This window comes from Bacillus cereus group sp. Sample62 (assembly GCF_036851315.1).
Classification (GTDB): Bacteria; Bacillota; Bacilli; order Bacillales; family Bacillaceae_G; genus Bacillus_A; species Bacillus_A wiedmannii.
On the sequence record NZ_JAFLPK010000001.1, the window covers coordinates 3,240,888 to 3,260,911 of the forward strand.

Sequence of the window (20,024 nt, forward strand, 5' to 3'; positions counted from 1 at the left end):
CCGTCATTTTAAAAAAATATAAAAAAACTTTTTCCCGAAACTAAAGGAGTATCTTAACATAATGGCTCACTATCAGTAATCAATAAAAATCCCCTTATAGATACTGACGTATCTACTCTACACTCAGCTAACTAAAATCAATGAAAAAGAGAACAGATAATCTGTTCTCTTAAGATGCCTCCTTATGTTCCGTGGAATGTTTAACACTCCCCATTCTCTTTAATTTATTCCACCCTACCGCTACTCCTCGAATTGATGAGAATATAGATTTAATGACAACATAAGTCATAAATTGACGATAAATAAAGCGTTGTAAAATTAACCATGCTAGTGGTTTCGGATTCTCTTCCTCTAATTTAAATGCAAATAAAGATGCGAATAGATCCATTAAAAAGAATACAAAATAAAACCCTAAAACTTTTAGTGGATTGCTACTAAATAGCCCCATAATCATTAATATATCTGCTAAAGGAGCAATGAATTGCAAAACATATTGAAATAACCACATGTTAGGCAATGCAATAAACCCTAATGTTTTATGCTTTGAATGAAACAATGCTTTTCGATGTTTCCAAAGACATTGGAGTGTACCATATGACCAACGATATCGCTGTTTAATGAGACTTTTCACATCTTCAGGTGACTCCGTATAAGCATACGCGTTTTCTTCATATACAATTCTATGTCCTTGACGTAAAAATGTAATAGTAAGATCCGTATCTTCTGCTAACGTATCTTCGCTTAAATATCCAGATTCAACTACATTCTTCTTACGCCATGCCCCAATAGCTCCTGGAACTACTGTAATACAATTTAACTCATCAAAAGCTCTACGTTCTAAATTAAACCCTGTAATATACTCAACATGTTGCCAAGTAGTTAACAAGTTTCGTCTATTCCCCACTTTGACATTACCTGAAACTGCTGCTACATTCTGATCTTCAAAGTGTCTAACCATTAGAGAAATGGCGTCTTGCGCAATAATAGTATCCGCATCTAAAGTGACAATGATCTCTCCTCGCGATTGTTGAAATCCTAGGTTCATTGCCGATGATTTCCCGCCGTTTTCTTTCTGAATGAAACGAACTTTAGGGTGTTTATAAAATGTTTCTTGTATTACTTTTGACGTACCATCTGTCGATCCGTCATCCACAACAATAACTTCAAATTCTCTATAATTACTATCCAAAATTGAGCGAATGGTCTTAGCTATCACCTTTTCTTCATTATATGCTGCTATGACAACACTAACAAAAGGTTGATAGGACGAATTAATATAGCGAGATAGCGTTTTTCTTTTCTGCTTCCATGCAAAATAAATTAAGAATAAGAATCGAAAAATACCTAATCCAATAGCAACATAAAAAATAGTTGTTAATATATGCTTAAAATATCCCGCCCCTGAAAAGACAGCTTTATTGTAAAGTAAATATTGCTCACCCTCAGAAGAAACAGGAGGCATAATTTCATCTCGTTCTTTATTCATTAAATCTGAAATTGTTACAAAACTATATCCATGCTTTTTAAGGTCTTTTATAATGATTGGCAGCGCCTCTACTGTATGGGTACGATTCCCTCCCGCATCATGGAGAAGAATAATATTTCCCTCTCCCTTATAAACGGGAGTAAGAGCACGCTTGACTAATTCATTTGTTGATGGTGTTGCCCAGTCTTCAGGATCAACTTTTTCCGCCACCATTGTATAGTTCATATTTTGCGCACGCAAAATAGGCAATATTTCATTTGATGAGTCTGGGTTAGCATCCGCTTCATATGGTGGTCTAAATAAGACCGTAGAATGTCCAGTTATTTCTTGAATTAAACGTTGCGTCGTATTAAGTTCTAATTTTGTTCGTAGTAAAGACGTATCAGCGACGTTAGGATGCTTGAAAGTATGATTGCCAATTTCATGCCCTTCATCGTATATTCTTTTCACAATACTAGTATTTAGTTGCGCGTTTTCACCAAGTATAAAAAAAGCAGCTTTTATTTTATTCTCTTTTAATATATCTAAAATTTCTGGCGTATATTTCGGGTCTGGTCCATCATCAAATGTTAATACTACTTGTTTCCCATTTGGTTTTCCAGATCGTTGCACTTCATATGCAGATGGTAAGGATTCATATACTTCATCTGTAAGATAACCATCTTTGCCTACTTTAAAATCTCTCAATCCATTTTGCTTTTCATTCTCAACCTGTAAAATTTCACCTTGCCCAGAATAACTCACTTCATCTAAACTAGTGATTTTATGTAATACATCAGTTTTTTTTTGTGCCTCAATCGGATTTTTTAAAACTTTCCATATTGTAGGGTCTTCTGCTCCTAATCTCCATAACGCAAATCCCTTTGCGTTGTTGTCCATTGCGATTTTCACTTGATTATAGAGAGTAACACCGTCTAAGAACCAAGCAGTATGTTCTTTCTCTCCTGTTTTATATCTAAAATAAGGATTTCCACTAATCTTATCCCATTGAATTTTCATATTTGAATTATGAGCCATTGTCATAATTTCTGAAAAAGTTAAAGATTTCGCCGGTTCCTTACTATTCATTTTCCAATCATATCCATAGTTACCGAAAGCAACTATAAGTTTATTAGACGGAATATTCAGTTCTTTCAATGTGTGTTGGAACCATTTATTTGAAGCAATTGGGCCTGGTTCTCCCGCTCCATAGTGCTCATCGTACATCATTACAATCATTCGATCTATTATTTTTGCTAATGCACCATAATCAAAAGCCTTATCGTTAGCTGGAACATCTTGTGTAACGAGCAAATCATGTTGATGAAAGACCGTAGTAAGTTCTTTCATAAAATTTGTTAAGTTTTCCCTATCACTTTCAGGTACTGCCTCAAAGTCAATATTAATACCTGAAAACTGATTCTTTTTAACTTGGCTTACTAAATCATTAATAAACTTTGTCTTTACATCATTTGAGGAATTCAGTAACTTATGAATTAGCCCACTATCAGGACCAGAAGCTTCCTCAGCATAGTTAGTAAGTAAAGGCATAATTTTCACTTGATTTTTTTCTGCTAACTTTACTATCTCAGGTTTTATCTCACTTCTAATCGTTAAATCTGCTTTTAAATGATACCACTCTGGTACTAGCGTGGTTAATGAATCGATATTTTCTTTTAAAGAAGCAGTACTATTTTCATCCCAATTTACATAAAAACCATACACTTCTTTAGGTTGTTTACTATCGTTCTTCGAATTCACCAAATTTTTATTATCCTTCGTTTCGGTATTTGGTTTAAATTCTTCCTTCTTTACCTGCTGATCACTAAGTTTTTGATTAATTGGTACAAGTTTATTATCTTGTTGTACAGCGGTATTCATATTTGGAATTTCTGGTGTTGAAAAAATACTTTGAAAGAAAAAATAAAATACAATACTTACGCTAACTATTGAAATACATAGAAACCAAATAAAAGCTATGTTTCTCCTTCCTTTCGGATCATAAAAAACAGGTTTTGCTTTATCTTTCTCTTGTTGAATGTTTTTCTCCATTATATTTTTCACATACTCCTTCTTAATAGAACTATAGAATAATAAAGTGCAACTTTAAGCAGCCCAACTCCCACCTAACTTCTTTGCCCCAGCCAAATTTTGAGATGGGAGTTTTACTGCCCGCAATAGCGAGATAAGTCCTTTTAGCTTTGAAATGAATCTCTCACTTCCATATTCTATTGATTCTTCTTTTCATTCCCTTGCTGGTTGCCTCTATTCTCTTGTTGAGACCCCCTACCATTGTTCCCTTGTTGATTTCCAACATTTTCTTTCTGGGATCCTCTTCCATTGTCCCCTTGCTGATTTTCATTATTCCCTTGTTGAGAACCTCTACCGTTGTTCCCTTGCTGATTCCCATTATTTCCTTGTTGAGATTCTCTACCGTTGTTCCCTTGCTGATTCCCATTATTTCCTTGTTGAGATCCTCTTCCATTGTTCCCTTGCTGATTTCCATTATTCCCTTGTTGGGATCCCCTACCGTTGTTTTCTTGCTGATTTCCATTATTTCCTTGTTGAGATTCTCTACCGTTGTTCCCTTGCTGATTTCCATTACTCCCTTGTTGAGATTCTCTACCGTTATTCTCCTGCTGATTCCCTCTATTTTCTTGCTGAGATCCTCTACCATTATTTTCTTTTATTTGCCTAGATGGCTGTTCCTCTGGTTTCTTTTTTTCTTTATGCTCTGGTTTCTCATATTTTTTTTCTTTTACAGGAGACAAATCTGGTGATGCATCAGGAGCTGACTCCGGCTGCGATTGCACCTCTTCTTCGTTTTCCACCGGATTAGACGGCGTGGCAGGTGGAGTAAGCGATTTGTTCTTCTCATTCTCTTGCTTTATATAGACTCCTGTGCCAATTCCAGCTTTTCTAGCATCCTCTCGTACTTGCATCGTGCTACTTTGATATTCGACTGTAACATGTTTTATCTCATATTCTTTCTTTAATTCCTGCATAGCCTTTTCCAACTGTGGTTCTAGCGACTTATCCTTTGCAATAGCCGTTAGCATGACTTGCTTATCATTGGTTAAGTACTTATCCTCTTGACTCTGCTTTATAATAATACGTATTACGTCTTGCAGATGTTTATTTTCCCACCTGTTCATTTCTTGTAAAATACGCCTTCCATCATCATTACAAGCCCGCAAATCTATAACACGAAGATCCTCCGTTACGCTCGCCTCTATACTTGGATTTATATCAACTGAGACATAAGCAAATACTTTTTCTTCTGGTTGATTATAGAAAAACAGCAATACGCATAGAAAACCAGCAACAATTACTGTTGTAGGCTTTAAGAAAGGTGGTATGGAAAAACGCGGCGCTCTTTGTTCTTGTTTGTTAAACGAGATTTCCTCTCCTATCATGTATGGGTGCGCTTTTCTTTTAAATGTAATAAACTCTCCATTTGGAGTTAAAACAACTACGTTATGCTTTTTTATATCCATCACAATTCCTTTATTCATCATGCTTTTCCCCTCTTATATAATCAAGAATGTATGTATAGTTGTTTGCAAAAATAATACACATTGCAATAATGTATTTTCTATGTCGTTCCAACGTTTTACGACTTACCCTAACAAGTGGTTCAATATGTTTTAGGGGTAATTTTTTCTTTCGGAACAACTCTTCCATCATTTCCTCTTCTTTTATAATAATCTTCACAATTTCTATTAGATGTTCACGCGTATCACGATGCTTAGGAGATTCTTTAGCAAGCTCTGAAAATGTGATTTTAAACTCAGCTAACACACTTTGAAAATGAAGAATTTCCTCCTTGCGGTTACTATTTTCCATCTCTTTCATATACTCCGTAAGCGACACTTGCATTTCTAACATTTCCTCTTGCTCATCTTCTTTTAAAAAGACAAAGTTATGCTTAGACTCCTTGCGTATATAGTCAATTACATCTCTTTTTATAAGAAGGTCAGCAAACGCTAGAAAAGATTTCCCTTTTTTATATGAATACTGTTCAATTGCTTCGTTAAACGCAAACAGTCCAATACTATATTCATCATCCTGTTCTGTAATATATCGGCGACAGACAGACGATATTGATTTTTTAATAAAAGGCTGATACTGTACGATAAATGCTTCCTTATCTCCTCCATTGTTTTGTATGTCACATACGATATCTTCTATTTTCGGTTTTCTTAGGATCTTCATTACTAAACTCAACACTAGTAATCTCCCAGCCTCCTTCAAATAGCAAAAAGGCCACTAAACAAGTGACCATTCAACCACATTTTGTTAGTACTTTTCTTTTGGTTTGTCCTCTTGCTGTTGCTCATATTTTTCGAGGCCGATTTTTTTATATGACTATTTTTTCCACTTGTACTAAAGTGACGTCTGTATTTTGTACTGCTTTCTTGTTTTCTTTTGCAATGCCACTTGCTCTTTTCTATTTTAGCTGCAATCTTTGAATAACTCTTCGCTATATTTTTGGTAATTTTAGCTTTTTCTTTCATTTGTTTTCTTCTACGTTATATATATTCGAAAGAACAAATAATTTTATGGGGGTCAAAATTTTTTTTTTATAAAATAGTTATTTTTCCAAAAATAAAAACCATCAATTGGAAGAAACTCGTTATAACTCCTCCTTATGGTAATTCCTTTGTAAACCTTTTTATTTAAATGTATAATTGTATTAAAAGTCTAAAATTTCAGAATAGAGGGGACGGCGTCATGAAAAGTTTTGGTACGTTAGTAATCTCTACCGTCATTTCAGCAGGCTTAGTGTATTATAATATCGATTCCTTTTATAATAAATTTACATCCGGGAATACATATTACTGGGTAAACGGTATTCTAGCTGCTGGATTCCTTATATCCTTTATTATCAACATAAAAGATATCATCAAGAAAAACTACACAACTTCTGAATCAAATTAAGGAGCCTATTATGGTTCCTTTTTTCTATGCAAAATAAAAAAACAGCTGTTAAGCTACTTTGAATTCTTCTTATCCCCAAATGAAATGATATATATTCTCCCGTTACACGTTCATTAATTCCAGCGATCCTAGCGAATCTCATTAAGTCCGCCCCTTGAAGAAAATACACGGAGATCGTAACTGGTACTTGTGACCACATGAATTGATAAAGCTCATTCACTCTCTGATTCGTAGAAACGATTAAATCATTTACAGGTTCATGATTCCATGCAGAGGTTTGAACCGAAGTGAACGGAAGGTCTTTCCCATTAACCACTATTCTTACCACACTTTGAGTTATGTCCATAACAATCCCATCCACCATTACAGAATTTAGACCTGTTTCTATACTCATATTCTTGATTAATAATAAATGTTTAAGGCAAACCCCTATTTTCATTTCTACTCAAGAACAATTTATTTGATAAAATAAAAAAGCAGCGCATTCGCTACTTTAAAATGTCCATTTTGTTCAAATTCACGTTTAATGTGTACTAATTTATGTTTTTTCTTCTAAATAGACCAACGATATATTATAATCCTCTATATACCCAAGGAGGTTTACCATGCTTAATTTTCATAAAACATTCCCCATCTTAGGATTCTTTTGGTTTTTATACGGTTTCATTGGCCTCATCTTTTTATTACTCCTTAGCGTGTCGTAACAGCGCTTATAAATATATGTTTAATGTATAATTTCTATATAACAAAGAAAAAAGCATCCATGTCCCATTGTTATTCCTCGCTTTCTATTAAAAGGATTATTTTGTTAAAAAATTGATTCTTCTTTATAACCTCTATCTTTTTCTTTTATTTCCCATTAAAATTGAGTAAAACTATTTTGAAAACATAGGAGAAAGCTATGAAGCATAACCTCAATCTATGGTCCTTTATATACTCTTTGATTTGCGTTGGACTATTCCGTTTATATTTTGAAATTCCACTTGAATTATTCAATTTTTTCACGGATTCATTACACATTCACCCTTTATTTATATTACTAGTTTTAACAATAGGAACTTTTTTTGCTGGCATTATAGGATTTTCTAAGATGAATAATTGGATTGCGATGCTTAGGAGTGTAGCAACAGTCTTACTAACATTGTTATTATCAGTGTTTTTAACACTAACTTTGATTGTGGGTTATGCATTAAGTTAAACGTAGTTTTTTATGAGTAAAACTCAATATTCCGTCAATAATATAGATGACATTAGATTTTTCTCCTTGTTCCTCCTTGGAGCTGAGCAGTTAGTTTTTGCTAACTGCTCTTTTATTTATAACAAAGATAAGATTCTTTAGAATGATTCTTCTTTATTTCTCAATATAAGGAGCCTTGGATTTTCATTAAAACTCCTGTAGTATATGAACAAAGAGTAAGGTAAGAGTTACTCTTTGCCATTTTAGGAAAGGTTCTGTTGGAAACAACAGGACCTTTTTTCGTAAAGAGATGGTTTTGTTTAATTTCTCACCACTAACCACAAAAAATATCTTATAATCGTTATATAATAAATTAAAATAACGGATTAGGAGTAGATCAAATGCCAGTTACACTAGAACTTATTCTTTTCATTCTTCTAGCAATTAGCGCTATTGGCTATTTAGTAAAAGAATTTCAAAAAACTAGGAAAAGAACACTTGGAATTTCACTAGAATTCTTGGTTCTTTTCTGGTCAATATGGAGAATATCGACTATCATAATCTGATTTGTAAAACATGAATTCCTTCGAATAAAAATCAATATTATGTCCATAATGTTGATAGGCTGTATGCCAAAATCCATTTAGTTTTCTCTGTATCTCCTTGTATTGAGCAGTTAGTTTTTGCTAGCTGCTCTTTTATTTATGAAAAAAGATAAATTTTTTTATAATGATTCTTCTTTATTTCTCAATATAAGGAGCCTTGGATTTTCATTAAAACTCCTGTAGTATATAAACAAAGAGTAAGGTAAGAGTTACTCTTTGCCATTTTAGGAAAGGTTCTGTTGGAAACAGCGGAACCTTTTTTCGTGATTTAAAGGTACTAAGACAAAATGAAATATTTACCATGAAAGTAATTGTTAAATATTTTACGCTTATACAGTATAATGGGATAGTTATTGTGTATTGGCATTAAGAGGAGCGTCCTGATTAAGCGCTTCTCTTTTTTTATAAAATAGCTCCAAATTACTTGGACACATTTACCAGTTTATTCAACACAAATATCATGTTAAAATCCCTTGTGAATACGACATAACTCAACTTGGTGAAGCCCTGTAATATTTCCTATAGGGCTTCTTTTTTTACAAGCAGTTATTTCATTACACTGACTACCTTGTTGTGCAAAATAACGATTTTGTTCACTTTTTTGATACATTTATAAAACATTCATATGTTATCTTCAGTAAGTTCTATTTCCTTTATAATATTGTGTGAAGTATACCGACGAACGAAGCCTAAAAAACTCTAATGAAGTGATGAAAAAGTAGCATTCATAAACAATGAATACAGTTTAACTCTTCAATTCTATTTTCACAGATTCATATATTCTTCTAAAGTCAGTTTTTCCTTATATATATTTTCAGCAATATCTCCTACATAGCGAATATGCCAAGGTTCATATGCATAACCCGTAATACTTTCCTTCCCCTTAGGATAACGAATGATAAACCCTGCACGATGCGCGTTTTCTTTCAGCCATTTTCCTTCCTTCGTATTCGCAAAGGATAGCTCTAGTTCATTGTTCGCACTTTTAGAAGAAACATCCATCGTTAACCCTGTTTGATGTTCGCTATGCCCTGGCTTTGCAGAGAAGCGATCCGTATGCTCTTGCCCTTTCTTTTTAACATTGTTGGCATACAGACCTTTTTGATACTCATAGGAACGAAATCCTGAAACAGCATTCAACTGGATCCCATCTTGCTTAGCTAAAAGGAATAGTTTTTCTAACGCTTCCGCTGCTTCTTTACGAAGATGACTCTTTTCTACCGTTCCACTAAATGAGAACGGTACATTTGGTACAACTAAATCCTCTGGCATATAGTCTTCGGGTAAACCATATTCCTTATTTACTACAGCCTGTATACTAGCAAAGGAACTTGCTATCTTATTTGAAGTCCCATTTTGCTTACTATTTTTTTCTTTATTTATGGAGTTTTCACTAGTTTCATAGTTTGTCTTATATGGTTCTTTACCAATAGATATATTGGTGTAAATGATAAAGATACCTAACATTACTACTATACAAGTTAAGGTTCCTACTAATTTAAGTCTCATCATTCATTTCCTTCCTGCAACTCCTACTGTTACTCATTCATCATACTTCAACCATATCAAATCCATATTAATTCCCTGTGAACTTTTCTTCATAACGTATTCCTTAATAGATTGATAGTATATCTTCCCTTTCTTTTGGCACCCTTAAAATATCAGCTCTATTCATACATGTAGAAAAATAATCTAAAAATTTGTATAATAAGATAAGAAGTGTAGCATTCTATTATAGAAAGGTCTTGGTATAATGCTAGGTATTGATGTCAAAAAAACAAAAGAAAAGTTAATTATTTCATGGCAATTTGCGGAGGTCACGATTCCATTACGTGATATGATTGAGGTTACCGAAGATGCTACCTATGCGGGTGTTGAAGAACCAAGTGCAATCCGTATCGGAACAGCATATGTGGCAACTGATCGTATATTAATTAGAACTGTAAAACAGAATTATGTATTATTTACTACGAATAAAGTGTCGATTTTAAACGTAATTCACGCGTAACAATGAGTAGATAAACGCGCTTAAACAAAGTTCAAGTGAAATATGAAGGTGCAAAGTCATAGAATTGATATTGTATTGCTTTTTTTATTAATTCATTCATGACTAAATTCCTTCTATTAACGCTTTCTAAACTAGTTTAATTCATTTTCAGAAGTAAAAAAGACACCCATTTGGGTGCCTTTTTTACTTCTGAAAATGGTTATAAACAGAGATCATTTCGTTATTTTAGATACCGAAACAACTGGACTTACTCTAAGAGATCAAATTATCGGGATAAGTGTAATTGATTTAACGGGAAAAATCCTATTAAACTTTTTAGTTAAGCCAACTATAAATATTCCAGCTGAAGCAACCTCCATTCATGGTATTACTAATAAAATGGTACACAATGCACCATCATGGACAGTAATGTATAAAGAATTATGTGAAGTTATTGCAGGAAAAACTCTACTTATTTATAACGCTGAATTTGATCTAGGCATGATAGAAAACACTTGTATTGCTAACAATGTAGAATTTAAGGATTTTCAATCCACATGTGTTATGAAAATGTACGCTGATTATGTAGGTTCAAAAAGATGGATTTCATTAAGCGATGCAACGGAATTAACGATTAAACACCGAGCAGCAGCTGACTGTTTTGCTGTCCTGGAATTATTACAACAACTCAAAAATAATCAAATAGATTAATGTATAAGAATAATAAGGTTCTTTAATTTTATCTTCAGAAAGGCAATAACCTCCCATTAAACAGTTTAATGGGAGGTTATTTAAAGTTTGTTTTTTGTTTTAATGTTTTCGATTTTAACAAATAATAATATTGTTTAATTTGAGAAGCGAATTTTAAAAACAAACTTCTTTATTTCAAGATCATAATTTTTTCTTTTACAAATACTGCAAACCCCTCCAAGTCACCTTCTTCAATTAAATTCATCACTTCACGTTCGCCATCATGATAAAAAATGACTTTATTTCCTGTTAATAATCCCTTTTCTACCTCTATCGAATTAACTTTGGCATAATCAAATACTTTAAACGTTTCACTTCCCAAATATTCCGTATAAAAACACATACGTTCATTTGTAGCAACCAATATCCCTTTTCTTTGACCACCCATACCAAATACTTGATATTGAAACATTCCATATAGGCAATTTTCAATAACCTCATTTTCATTAAGATGTGATTGTACCAACGTCATAGCCGTTTTTACGTTTTTCATGACAACTCCTCCTACTTTCCCCTTTTATTAACTATAAGAATATTTGAATATCCTTATTTACATCATACAGGATAAAGAGCGCATATTCCAATTAATACCATCTACTTAGCGATCTATTTTATTTTTGAAATAACTACATTATTTTTTTACAACTTTTTTATTCGTGAACAATTAAGATACTGTAAATAGGACTAAATAACTAACATAAAAATAAGCACATCCTATAAAAACAGATGTGCTTATTTTTTAATTTTTATGCGTTTTTACGTTTTAAGAAAATAACTCCACCAACAATTAACAGTAATGCGCCTGCAGCCATAGAGATCCAACTTGTAAGGTCAGCACCTGTTTGCGGTAACCATCCAATTTTAGATTGAACTTCTTTCTTAGGTTGTGGTTGCTCTTTTACTTGCTCTTTAGGTTGCTCTGATGTTGGAGTATTTTTATCTGGATTCGGCTGTTCTGGTTTAGGTTGTTCCGGTTTCACCTCTTTGAATTTCACTGTTTGTCCCTTATCTTCAATGTCAACGTGAATAGCTACTAAGACATTATCTTGATACAGTTCTTCAAATACTACTACTTCTTTACCTTGTAATGCAGAAGTATTACATGTGAAATCTAATGTGATAGAACCATTTTTTTCTTTTGCAGTAAACTTAGATTCTGCTGTTACTTCTTTACCATCAACTAATAATGGTTTGTTTGTTGCTTTATCCATTAGTTTACCTTTTACAACGTACTCTTTACCCACGATTAAGTCTTTGTATTCCACTTTATCTTGGATTGTTACAGATTTTGTAGCGTCTAATTCTTTAGAACCATCAGCTTTGTTTGTAGCTGTTGTTTTTATTGAAGGCTCTACAAATCGAACTGTTTGACCTACATCATTAATGTCTGCGTGAGTTGCAATTACTTGACCTTCATGTAATAAGTCTTCAAACACAACCACTTCTCTTCCTTGCTGCTCAGCGCCAACGAAAGTAAAGTCTAATGTTACAAAACCATTCTTTTCTTTTGCAATAAATTTAGTCTCAGCTGTTACTTCTTTACCATCAATTAATAATGGTTCGTTAATAGCTTTGTTCATTAATTTTCCTTTTACAGTGTACTCTTTACCTACAACTAAGTTAGTGTACTCCACTTTATCCTGGATAGTGATAGAATCCTTTGAATGAATCTCTTTTCCACCATCAGCTTTGTTTGTAGCAGTTGTTTTTACTGATGGCTTAACGAACTTAATTGTTTGACCTTTATCATTGATATCAGCGTGTGTAGTAACAACTTTTCCGTCTTTCAGTAACTCTTCGAATACTACTACTTCTTTTTCTTCTAAACCAGTTGCATCAAAAGTGAAATCTAGTGTGATAGATCCGTTTGCTTCTTTTGGTGTAAACTTAGTTTCAGCAGTTACTTCTTTACCATTTACAACTAATGGTTTATTAGTCTTTTTATCCATTAATTTACCTTTTAAAGTGTACTCTTTACCTACTTGTAGGTCTTTGTATTCCACTTTATCTTGGATTGTTACAGACTTAGAAGTGTGCATTTCTTTTGTACCATCTTTTTTATCAGATGCTGTTGTTTTAATTGAAGGAATCTTCTCATCTTTGACGATATGTTTAATAATTTGACCATTCTCTTTGATTTCAAAAGAAAACGTCTCTTCATTTAAGATATAACCTTTTGGTGCAACAGTTTCTTTATATGTGTATTTTCCAAATGGTAGCTTTTCAAATTTAGCGATACCTTTATCATCTGTTTTACCTTTTACTACTTCTTTTCCTGCTTCGTTATAAATCGTAAATTCTGCATTTGGAAGCTTATTGTTTCCATCCGCAACATCTACCTTTGTAATTTCCAGATCACCTTTGATTAGATGATTAACTGCTAATAGCTCAATAATTTTTCCATGTTCCTTTATTTCGAACACAATTGGTTCTGTAACAAGAACGTAACCACTTGGAGAAGTCTTTTCTACAAATGAATACTTACCATACGCTAAATCTTTGACATTAATCTCACCATTTTTATCTGTCTTATATTCGCCAATCACTTTCCCACTTGCATCTTTTAATTCGAATACTGCACCTTCTAATTTTTTACTAATGTCTTCATTGTCTACTTTTAGTAATTTTACACTACCTTTTACTTCAGTATTTTCCACTGTAAAAGTAATTGTTTTATTGTGCTCTTTAATTTCAAAAGGAAACTTCGATTTATTTCCAATGTATCCATTAGGTGTTTTGGTCTCTAAGAAATAATACTTACCATACGTAAGACCCTCAACGTTTGCAATTCCATTTTCTTTTGTAACTACTTTTTTTACTTCTTTTCCATCTTCAGTGAAGACTGTGAATTCAACATTTGGTAAAACCTTTCCTGAATCACTAAGCTTTTTAATTTCGATATTACCTTTTACTTTGTTGTTTACTATCTGAATAGCTCCTGTTTCACCTGTCTTAACTTCAATAGTTTGCGGTTTATCACCTGTAACATAACCTGTTGGTGCTTTAATTTCTTTTAATGTGTAAGTACCAATTGGTAAGTTGTTTAATTCTGCCATACCATCAGCACCAGTCGTGATTTTTCCAACTGATTCATTATTTGCATTAAAGACCTCAAATACTGCCCCAGCTAACACTTCTCCATTTTCTCCAACCTTTTTAATTTTTAAAGAACCGGCTGCTTCCCAATTTACAGCAAGATCACTACTAAGCTTTTCTTCATTTTTTTCTAATAGTACTGTAGCATCCTGAACAGTATCAGTTCCGCGGTAAGCAATTGCTTGAACTTTAGTTAAGTTAGCAGCAACGCTTAAATTAAATTCACCTGTTTTTGTATTTTTAGGAATTTGGATACGGAATTTCTCTCCAACTGAAAGTTGATCTTTCACTTCACCATTTTCACTAACAATTTTTACTCCATTAGGTGCATTTTTCGCTACTACTTTATAAGAACCACTCTTAGCATTTGTTTGTACTGTGTATAGGTTTGTTTCAAAAAACTCACCCTTTAATTCTGCCTTTTGCTTTTCAGCAGGAATCACATTCATAAAAATATCTTGAGTATCTTCACTTGTATTCGCAGCATTAATAATTGTCTTAGCCGCTTTTTCAACATTTTTATTTTCATGCTTTAATTCATTTACATCAAGTTGACCTAATGCATTCCAAACCGCAAGCTGAGTTGCATAATGTGCTTCATTCTTATTAGCTACCCCCAGTTGTTCTATACTTTTTTGTGGGAAACCATTTAATAGAACCCTATATACTACATTATCTGTTTTCCCCATTTCAGGAAGATCTTCACCATTTGGTGATTTTAAGCCAAGAGTTAAACAATAGGCAATTTGACCGCTTGAATTTTTAATAATTTCAGTTCGAATGTACTTACCTAAACTGTTGCTATAACTCCAGTTCATTGAATACTTTTCATGCGTCATAACCTCCGCATTTGCCTTCGGTAGAAACACATTAAAGAATAATGCTAGTACTGATAATAATGCAAAAACTCTTTTAACAACTCTTCTCCCCAATTTTAAAACCTCCCTAGATAAAATGAATCTGATGTATTATTCAAATATTTAAAATAATCGCAACAAAGATATTTCATATTATAAGACATAAAGTTACAAATATTATATTATTTTTACAAATTATTTATTTTCTCAACATCCCCTATAAATTATGATATTAAAACATTTCAATTCACAAAAGTAACAATATTAGGATACCTTAACAAAATAAGAAACTTGGTAAAATACTAGAATAACGGTAGTTGGAGTACGGAAACGATTCTTGGCATGAAGGACCACTACAAAGACATTTTAATATGTAAACAGATATTTTCAGATTGAATATATGTATTAATAATGAATTTTTATTGCATTTACACCTGCAATGTTTATATAAAAGATAGTAAATTATGTTTTTATAGGATTTTTTCTATTAGTTTACTGGAAATTTGCATTATTATGTGACAATAAATATCATTGTATTTAATATAAAATGATAAAAAAAAAGATACGTAGATAATTATTTGAATTTTAAATCAATTAATTGATTATACTAAAATTAGTATTAAAAATATTAGTAAAAAAGTGACAACGTTATTACGAAGTTCGAATATTGGTCTAAGTACCCTAGCATCTCAATGATAACCTCTGGAATACTTTTACGTTTTTAAATAAATTAAAATAACAAAAAAATAATAATTTTTAATTTTTTCTTTGTAATTTAATAAGTTACATGTTAATATGGCGAAGGTTATAAAATAGATTTCGCCATACACAATGTTTTTTCGGAATATTCACTCCAGAGAAACGTAACTATTTCTGTAATTTGCTTCATCTTTTACCTATACAAGGGCTACTTTCAATTTTTTTATTCATAAGTAAAAGTAACTTTTTATTTCTATCTTCCTCATCGATTTTAATATAAATGGTAAAAAAGCACTTTTTCAAGTGCCCTTCCTTTTCTTTTTTAAAGATAGAAAATCTAATAAAACCAAACACCTAGATTAAACACATACATAATCCTACTTACAAACTCGCAGAGAGGCATAAACTATGGGAATTCCTACACTATTTTTAAATACATTTATTATTATTATTTGTATCCTTAGTTACCAAGTATTTTGGCTAGAACATAAAGAAAAAATGGCATGTAATAATATATTAATTTCTGTACTTTCCTCCATTGCAATTATTTTTTGTATGACTTTTCCTTTTCATTTACACGCTGGGTTCATTTATGATTTACGTTTTATTCCCATTATATTAGTTTTTCTATATGGAAATACAAAGAGCATTATTTGTATTGGAGTTTTATATCTTTCTTATAGATTTTACTTAGGTGGAAGCGGAGTCTTCCCATCATTTATTATCTTTACTATTATTTCTGTTATTACAATCATGTTTCGTTACTTGTCACCTACTTATTTCAAGGAAAAGAAGATATTATTAAGTATTCTACTTATTTTGATATGTACAACTTCCCTTTCTATCTGCGGTATTGTAACACAAATAAATACAGGTGGTAAAATTGACTCTACTCTCATCGAATTTTTATTCAATTATATAATCATAAATATTTTCACATTATTATTATCAGTTTATTTAATAGAAGGAATGATCGAGAAATATAAAATAAAAGAAAGAATGCAAAGAGCAGAAAAATTTTATATAGCTAGCGAACTAGCTGCATCGATCGCGCATGAAATTCATAATCCACTGACCACGGTACATGGATTCACTCAATTACTAAATGAAGATGAGAGTGCTAAGATGTCTCAAGATAAGTACTTAGAAATTATGTTACTTGAAATGCAGCAAATACAATCTACTATTAATAACTATTTATCTTTAACCAAACCACAAAACATTATAAAAGAAGAACTAGATATTAATTACATATTAAATCAAGTGAAAGATAATATTTCACCACTCGCTCTTTCATATAATGTTGAAATAAAACAGCATATTACAACAGATTCCCTTTACATAAATGCTAATCCTGAAAAATTAAAAATATGTCTAACCAACATCATACAAAATGGAATTGAGGCTATGAAAAATGGTGGCGTATTACAAATAAATATACAAAAAATAAAAGATAATATTGTAATTGATATTATTGATACAGGAATAGGAATGTCTTCCCAACAAATAAAACGTATTGCCTTGCCATTTTATTCAACAACAGAAAAAGGTACTGGGCTTGGTACTATGATTGCGTACAGTATTATTAAAGAATTAAACGGAGATATAGAGATAGAAAGTGAACTAGGAAAAGGAACACACTTTTCTATCACTATCCCCTGCTAATATAATAGAAGATTTATTTAAATGATATTATTTTGTAGCTAATATAACCATATAAAAAGAAGACGTAACTATTCGTCCTCTTTTTATATGGTTCTGGTGCAAAAATGTTAGTTAGAAACATAGAGTAACAATTTCCTTTTCCATACCGATCACACATCTTTTGTAGAGTAATAGTATCAGCATATCCCAGTTTAAGAGGTTACTTACAAAATATTTAGAATTTTTTTGCGAGAATCCTCCGAAATGTGATACGGACTTTAAATACTTTCATTTATAATTCTCTATTTGTCTATACTTTTCATATCGCTGTTGTATAAGCTCTTCCGAGGATAATAGTATCAATTTTTTTAGAGATGATTCAATTACAGATTCAATCATTTTTGCCTGTGATTTTATATCATTTTGTGCTCCACCTTTAATTTCAGGAATGATTTCATCAATAATTCCTAAATGTTTTAAATCTTTTGCTGAAATTTTCATATGTTCAGCAGCTTCTGGAGCATACTTAGCGTCCTTCCATAGGATAGATGCCGCTCCTTCTGGCGAAATTACCGAGTACCATGAATACTCTAACATATGGATATGGTTACCGACACTAATGCCAAGAGCTCCACCACTTGATGCCTCTCCAATTACAATACAAACAATTGGCACTTTAAGTGTAGTCATTTCAAATAGATTTCGAGCTATCGCTTCAGAAATTCCACGTTCTTCAGACCCTATCCCTGGATAGGCGCCTATTGTATCAATAAATGTAATAATAGGGCGATTAAATTTATCAGCTTGTTTCATAAGTCTTAGCGCTTTTCTATAACCTTCTGGATGTGCCATTCCAAAATTTCTTTCTATACTTTCCTTTGTATTTCTACCTCTTTGATGACCAATAACCGTAACGGGCATTCCTTTAAATTTTGCAATACCACCTATCATTGCTTTATCATCACCATATAATCGATCACCATGAAGTTCGAGAAAGTTTGTAAACAATAAAGGTATATAGTCCAATGTCGTGGGTCGGTTACGTAGCCTTGCAATTTGAACTCGTTGAAAAGGTGTAATATTAGAATAAATTTTATCTTGCATTTTATTTAAACGTTTTTCTAATTCATGAATTTCTGACGATAAATCTACATTATTTTCTTTCATAATTTTCTTTAATTCATCAAATTTCTCTTTTAATTCAATAATAGGACGTTCAAAATGCAAACTCATTTTATCCTCCAAATGTTATGACTTACCTCACTCTAATCAAAAGGCTTAGAAATAGAATCAATAAATAATTCAAAACCATCCACAACTATTTTTTGTTCTGATTCTGATAAATTATTGAGAATACTTTGATAAAATGTAATGGATTGCTCTCTTAAGCAATTAACAGTTATGTGACCTTTTTCTGTGAGGTGCAGAAAAAGTTCTCTTCTATTTTTTTCATTTACTTCACGATAAATAAGCCCCTTTTTTACTAACTTATCTACCAATCTACTTACAGTTGAAGTCTCTAATCTAAGTTTATTGGATAGTTGCCAAACAGTTAGTTTTTCCACCTCTAGTTCCTCTAACGCCATCATTTGAGAAGTTGGTAAAGGTTTTTCAAATGGTCCATTGGGCAAATTTTGAGATTCAAAAACCCCAGTTATTATAATCATTTTCTTAATATCTGTTCTTAGTTTTAAGGCATCTTCTCTTTTCAAAAAGGTCACCCTCCTACAACTAATGTATCATACATCAATTGTATTATACATGAATATGATTTTTTCACAAGCTTAACGTAAGTCAATATTACAACATGGACGAGATATTTTTTCTTGTTAAAATGGTATAAGTGGATTGTTTTCTACAAATGGCAGAACATCAATTATGTATCAAGGGCCTTTATGGGGTACCGCTCATCGAAATCAAGCTAAGAAAATAAAACTACCCCAAAAACGAAATTTTGTGATAACTTGTAACAAAATTTCGTTTTTGGGGGGGAATTCTAAATTCTTAAGTTGATGGGCATGTGATAGCGATGTGATGAGACCCATAAAGAAAAGACACCCTAAGGTGCCTTCCTCCGACTTGAACCACTTTAATTTAATAATATGTATTGGACATTAAGTAAACACGTCCTATAAAACAGAATCATTTATTTTCAACAGATTGTTAGTGTACAAATACAAGAGAATCGAGATTGTTTGTTTGGCTAGATTAAAGCAACGCCACACCTATATGGTTGAGATGTGTTACGCCTTCTAATCGGAGAATCAGCTTTATAGAACGTGTCCACAATTTATATTTTACTACATGTAATATTTATTTTATGTAATTTTTACAAATATGTATAATTACATAAAATTCACGAGAAAAAGAGAGTATACTTTGATATTGTTTAATAAAGATAAGGCCCACCTACGGAAATAGGTGGGTTTTTTGTTGGTCATTACTATCTCATTGCACAAAAGGGAATTTGCATTAAAATAATATCATATTCTTAGAGTTCTTATATTGAGAAAAAAGACACTCTTATGAGTGCCCCTTTTTTTAGTAACCGAATCCGCCGCCCCAACAACTACATCCTATAATGATTAACAGAATGAATAGAACGATCAGTAAAGCAAATCCGCCACCTAACTGTCTACGCTTAAAGACTAAAGTTACCTTTAGCCCTCCAAGACTCGCTACGAGCGAATGGCTAGTTCTTACTCGACGGGAATCCCACCCGTTATATGATACGACCTAGGCTCGGCCGCACACCTGCCTCGTTAGTTAATATGAAAATGAAACCCAATGGCTTTCAGGCGAA

The 20,024-nt window shown here is 32.3% G+C and carries 13 protein-coding genes and 3 pseudogenes; 5 read left to right on the forward strand and 11 right to left on the reverse strand.

Features of this window, described 5'->3' with window-relative positions; genetic code table 11:
• Nucleotides 1–169: 169 nt before the first annotated feature.
• The 4 genes from J0835_RS16480 to J0835_RS16495 form a co-directional block, all read right to left on the reverse strand.
• Complete coding sequence (locus J0835_RS16480) at nucleotides 170–3,517, reverse strand: glycosyltransferase (protein ID WP_087981343.1); 3,348 nt, start codon at nucleotides 3,515–3,517, stop codon at nucleotides 170–172.
• A gap of 176 nt (nucleotides 3,518–3,693) precedes the next feature.
• Nucleotides 3,694–4,983 (reverse strand): anti-sigma factor domain-containing protein, encoded by a 1,290-nt coding sequence (locus J0835_RS16485; protein ID WP_087981344.1) that lies wholly within the window; start codon nucleotides 4,981–4,983, stop codon nucleotides 3,694–3,696.
• Entirely contained in the window at nucleotides 4,973–5,695 is a 723-nt protein-coding gene (gene sigI, locus J0835_RS16490; RefSeq protein ID WP_087981345.1) for an RNA polymerase sigma factor SigI, read from the reverse strand. The genes J0835_RS16485 and sigI overlap by 11 nt, the downstream gene beginning before the upstream one ends.
• Nucleotides 5,696–5,715: 20 nt before the next feature.
• Nucleotides 5,716–5,982: a hypothetical protein gene (locus J0835_RS16495; protein WP_087981346.1), complete on the reverse strand. Its 267-nt coding sequence runs from the start codon at nucleotides 5,980–5,982 to the stop codon at nucleotides 5,716–5,718.
• A gap of 217 nt (nucleotides 5,983–6,199) precedes the next feature.
• Between J0835_RS16495 and J0835_RS16500 the strand changes: the two genes are divergently transcribed.
• On the forward strand, nucleotides 6,200–6,406 hold the full coding sequence (locus J0835_RS16500) for a hypothetical protein (RefSeq protein ID WP_087981347.1): 207 nt from the start codon (nucleotides 6,200–6,202) through the stop codon (nucleotides 6,404–6,406).
• Nucleotides 6,407–6,475: 69 nt separating this feature from the next.
• Here the strand turns inward: J0835_RS16500 and J0835_RS16505 are convergent.
• Nucleotides 6,476–6,752 (reverse strand): annotated as a pseudogene (locus tag J0835_RS16505) (hypothetical protein).
• Nucleotides 6,753–7,307: 555 nt separating this feature from the next.
• Between J0835_RS16505 and J0835_RS16510 the strand changes: the two are divergent.
• The gene (locus tag J0835_RS16510) at nucleotides 7,308–7,604 is read left to right on the forward strand and encodes a hypothetical protein (protein ID WP_087981348.1); all 297 of its coding nucleotides are present in this window, start codon (nucleotides 7,308–7,310) and stop codon (nucleotides 7,602–7,604) included.
• Nucleotides 7,605–8,953: 1,349 nt separating this feature from the next.
• On the opposite strand, the gene J0835_RS16515 is transcribed toward J0835_RS16510, so the two are convergent.
• Complete coding sequence (locus tag J0835_RS16515; RefSeq protein WP_087981568.1) at nucleotides 8,954–9,697, reverse strand: M15 family metallopeptidase; 744 nt, start codon at nucleotides 9,695–9,697, stop codon at nucleotides 8,954–8,956.
• 244 nt (nucleotides 9,698–9,941) lie between these two features.
• Here J0835_RS16515 and J0835_RS16520 point away from each other — a divergent pair, with 244 nt between their 5' ends.
• Complete coding sequence (locus J0835_RS16520) at nucleotides 9,942–10,196, forward strand: SunI/YnzG family protein (protein ID WP_087981349.1); 255 nt, start codon at nucleotides 9,942–9,944, stop codon at nucleotides 10,194–10,196.
• A 192-nt stretch (nucleotides 10,197–10,388) separates the two neighbouring features.
• Nucleotides 10,389–10,886: pseudogene (locus tag J0835_RS16525) on the forward strand (3'-5' exonuclease); the annotation flags it as partial.
• Between the two features lie 169 nt (nucleotides 10,887–11,055).
• On the opposite strand, the gene J0835_RS16530 reads toward J0835_RS16525, so the two are convergent.
• Complete coding sequence (locus J0835_RS16530; RefSeq protein WP_087981350.1) at nucleotides 11,056–11,418, reverse strand: PH domain-containing protein; 363 nt, start codon at nucleotides 11,416–11,418, stop codon at nucleotides 11,056–11,058.
• Between the two features lie 253 nt (nucleotides 11,419–11,671).
• A complete protein-coding gene (locus J0835_RS16535; RefSeq protein WP_087981351.1) occupies nucleotides 11,672–14,953 on the reverse strand; it encodes a VaFE repeat-containing surface-anchored protein in 3,282 nt (1,093 codons plus the stop codon).
• Nucleotides 14,954–15,985: 1,032 nt separating this feature from the next.
• Between J0835_RS16535 and J0835_RS16540 the strand changes: the two genes are divergently transcribed.
• Nucleotides 15,986–17,242: an ATP-binding protein gene (locus J0835_RS16540; RefSeq protein ID WP_087981352.1), complete on the forward strand. Its 1,257-nt coding sequence runs from the start codon at nucleotides 15,986–15,988 to the stop codon at nucleotides 17,240–17,242.
• 267 nt (nucleotides 17,243–17,509) lie between these two features.
• On the opposite strand, the gene J0835_RS16545 is transcribed toward J0835_RS16540, so the two are convergent.
• The 3 genes and pseudogenes from J0835_RS16545 to J0835_RS16555 form a co-directional block, all read right to left on the reverse strand.
• Nucleotides 17,510–18,454, reverse strand: coding sequence for an acetyl-CoA carboxylase carboxyltransferase subunit alpha (locus J0835_RS16545; RefSeq protein WP_000052085.1), 945 nt, complete (start codon nucleotides 18,452–18,454; stop codon nucleotides 17,510–17,512).
• 32 nt (nucleotides 18,455–18,486) lie between these two features.
• Nucleotides 18,487–18,933, reverse strand: coding sequence for a MarR family winged helix-turn-helix transcriptional regulator (locus J0835_RS16550; protein WP_000817662.1), 447 nt, complete (start codon nucleotides 18,931–18,933; stop codon nucleotides 18,487–18,489).
• 829 nt (nucleotides 18,934–19,762) lie between these two features.
• Nucleotides 19,763–19,849 (reverse strand): annotated as a pseudogene (locus tag J0835_RS16555) (YjcZ family sporulation protein); the annotation flags it as partial.
• Nucleotides 19,850–20,024 lie beyond the last annotated feature (175 nt).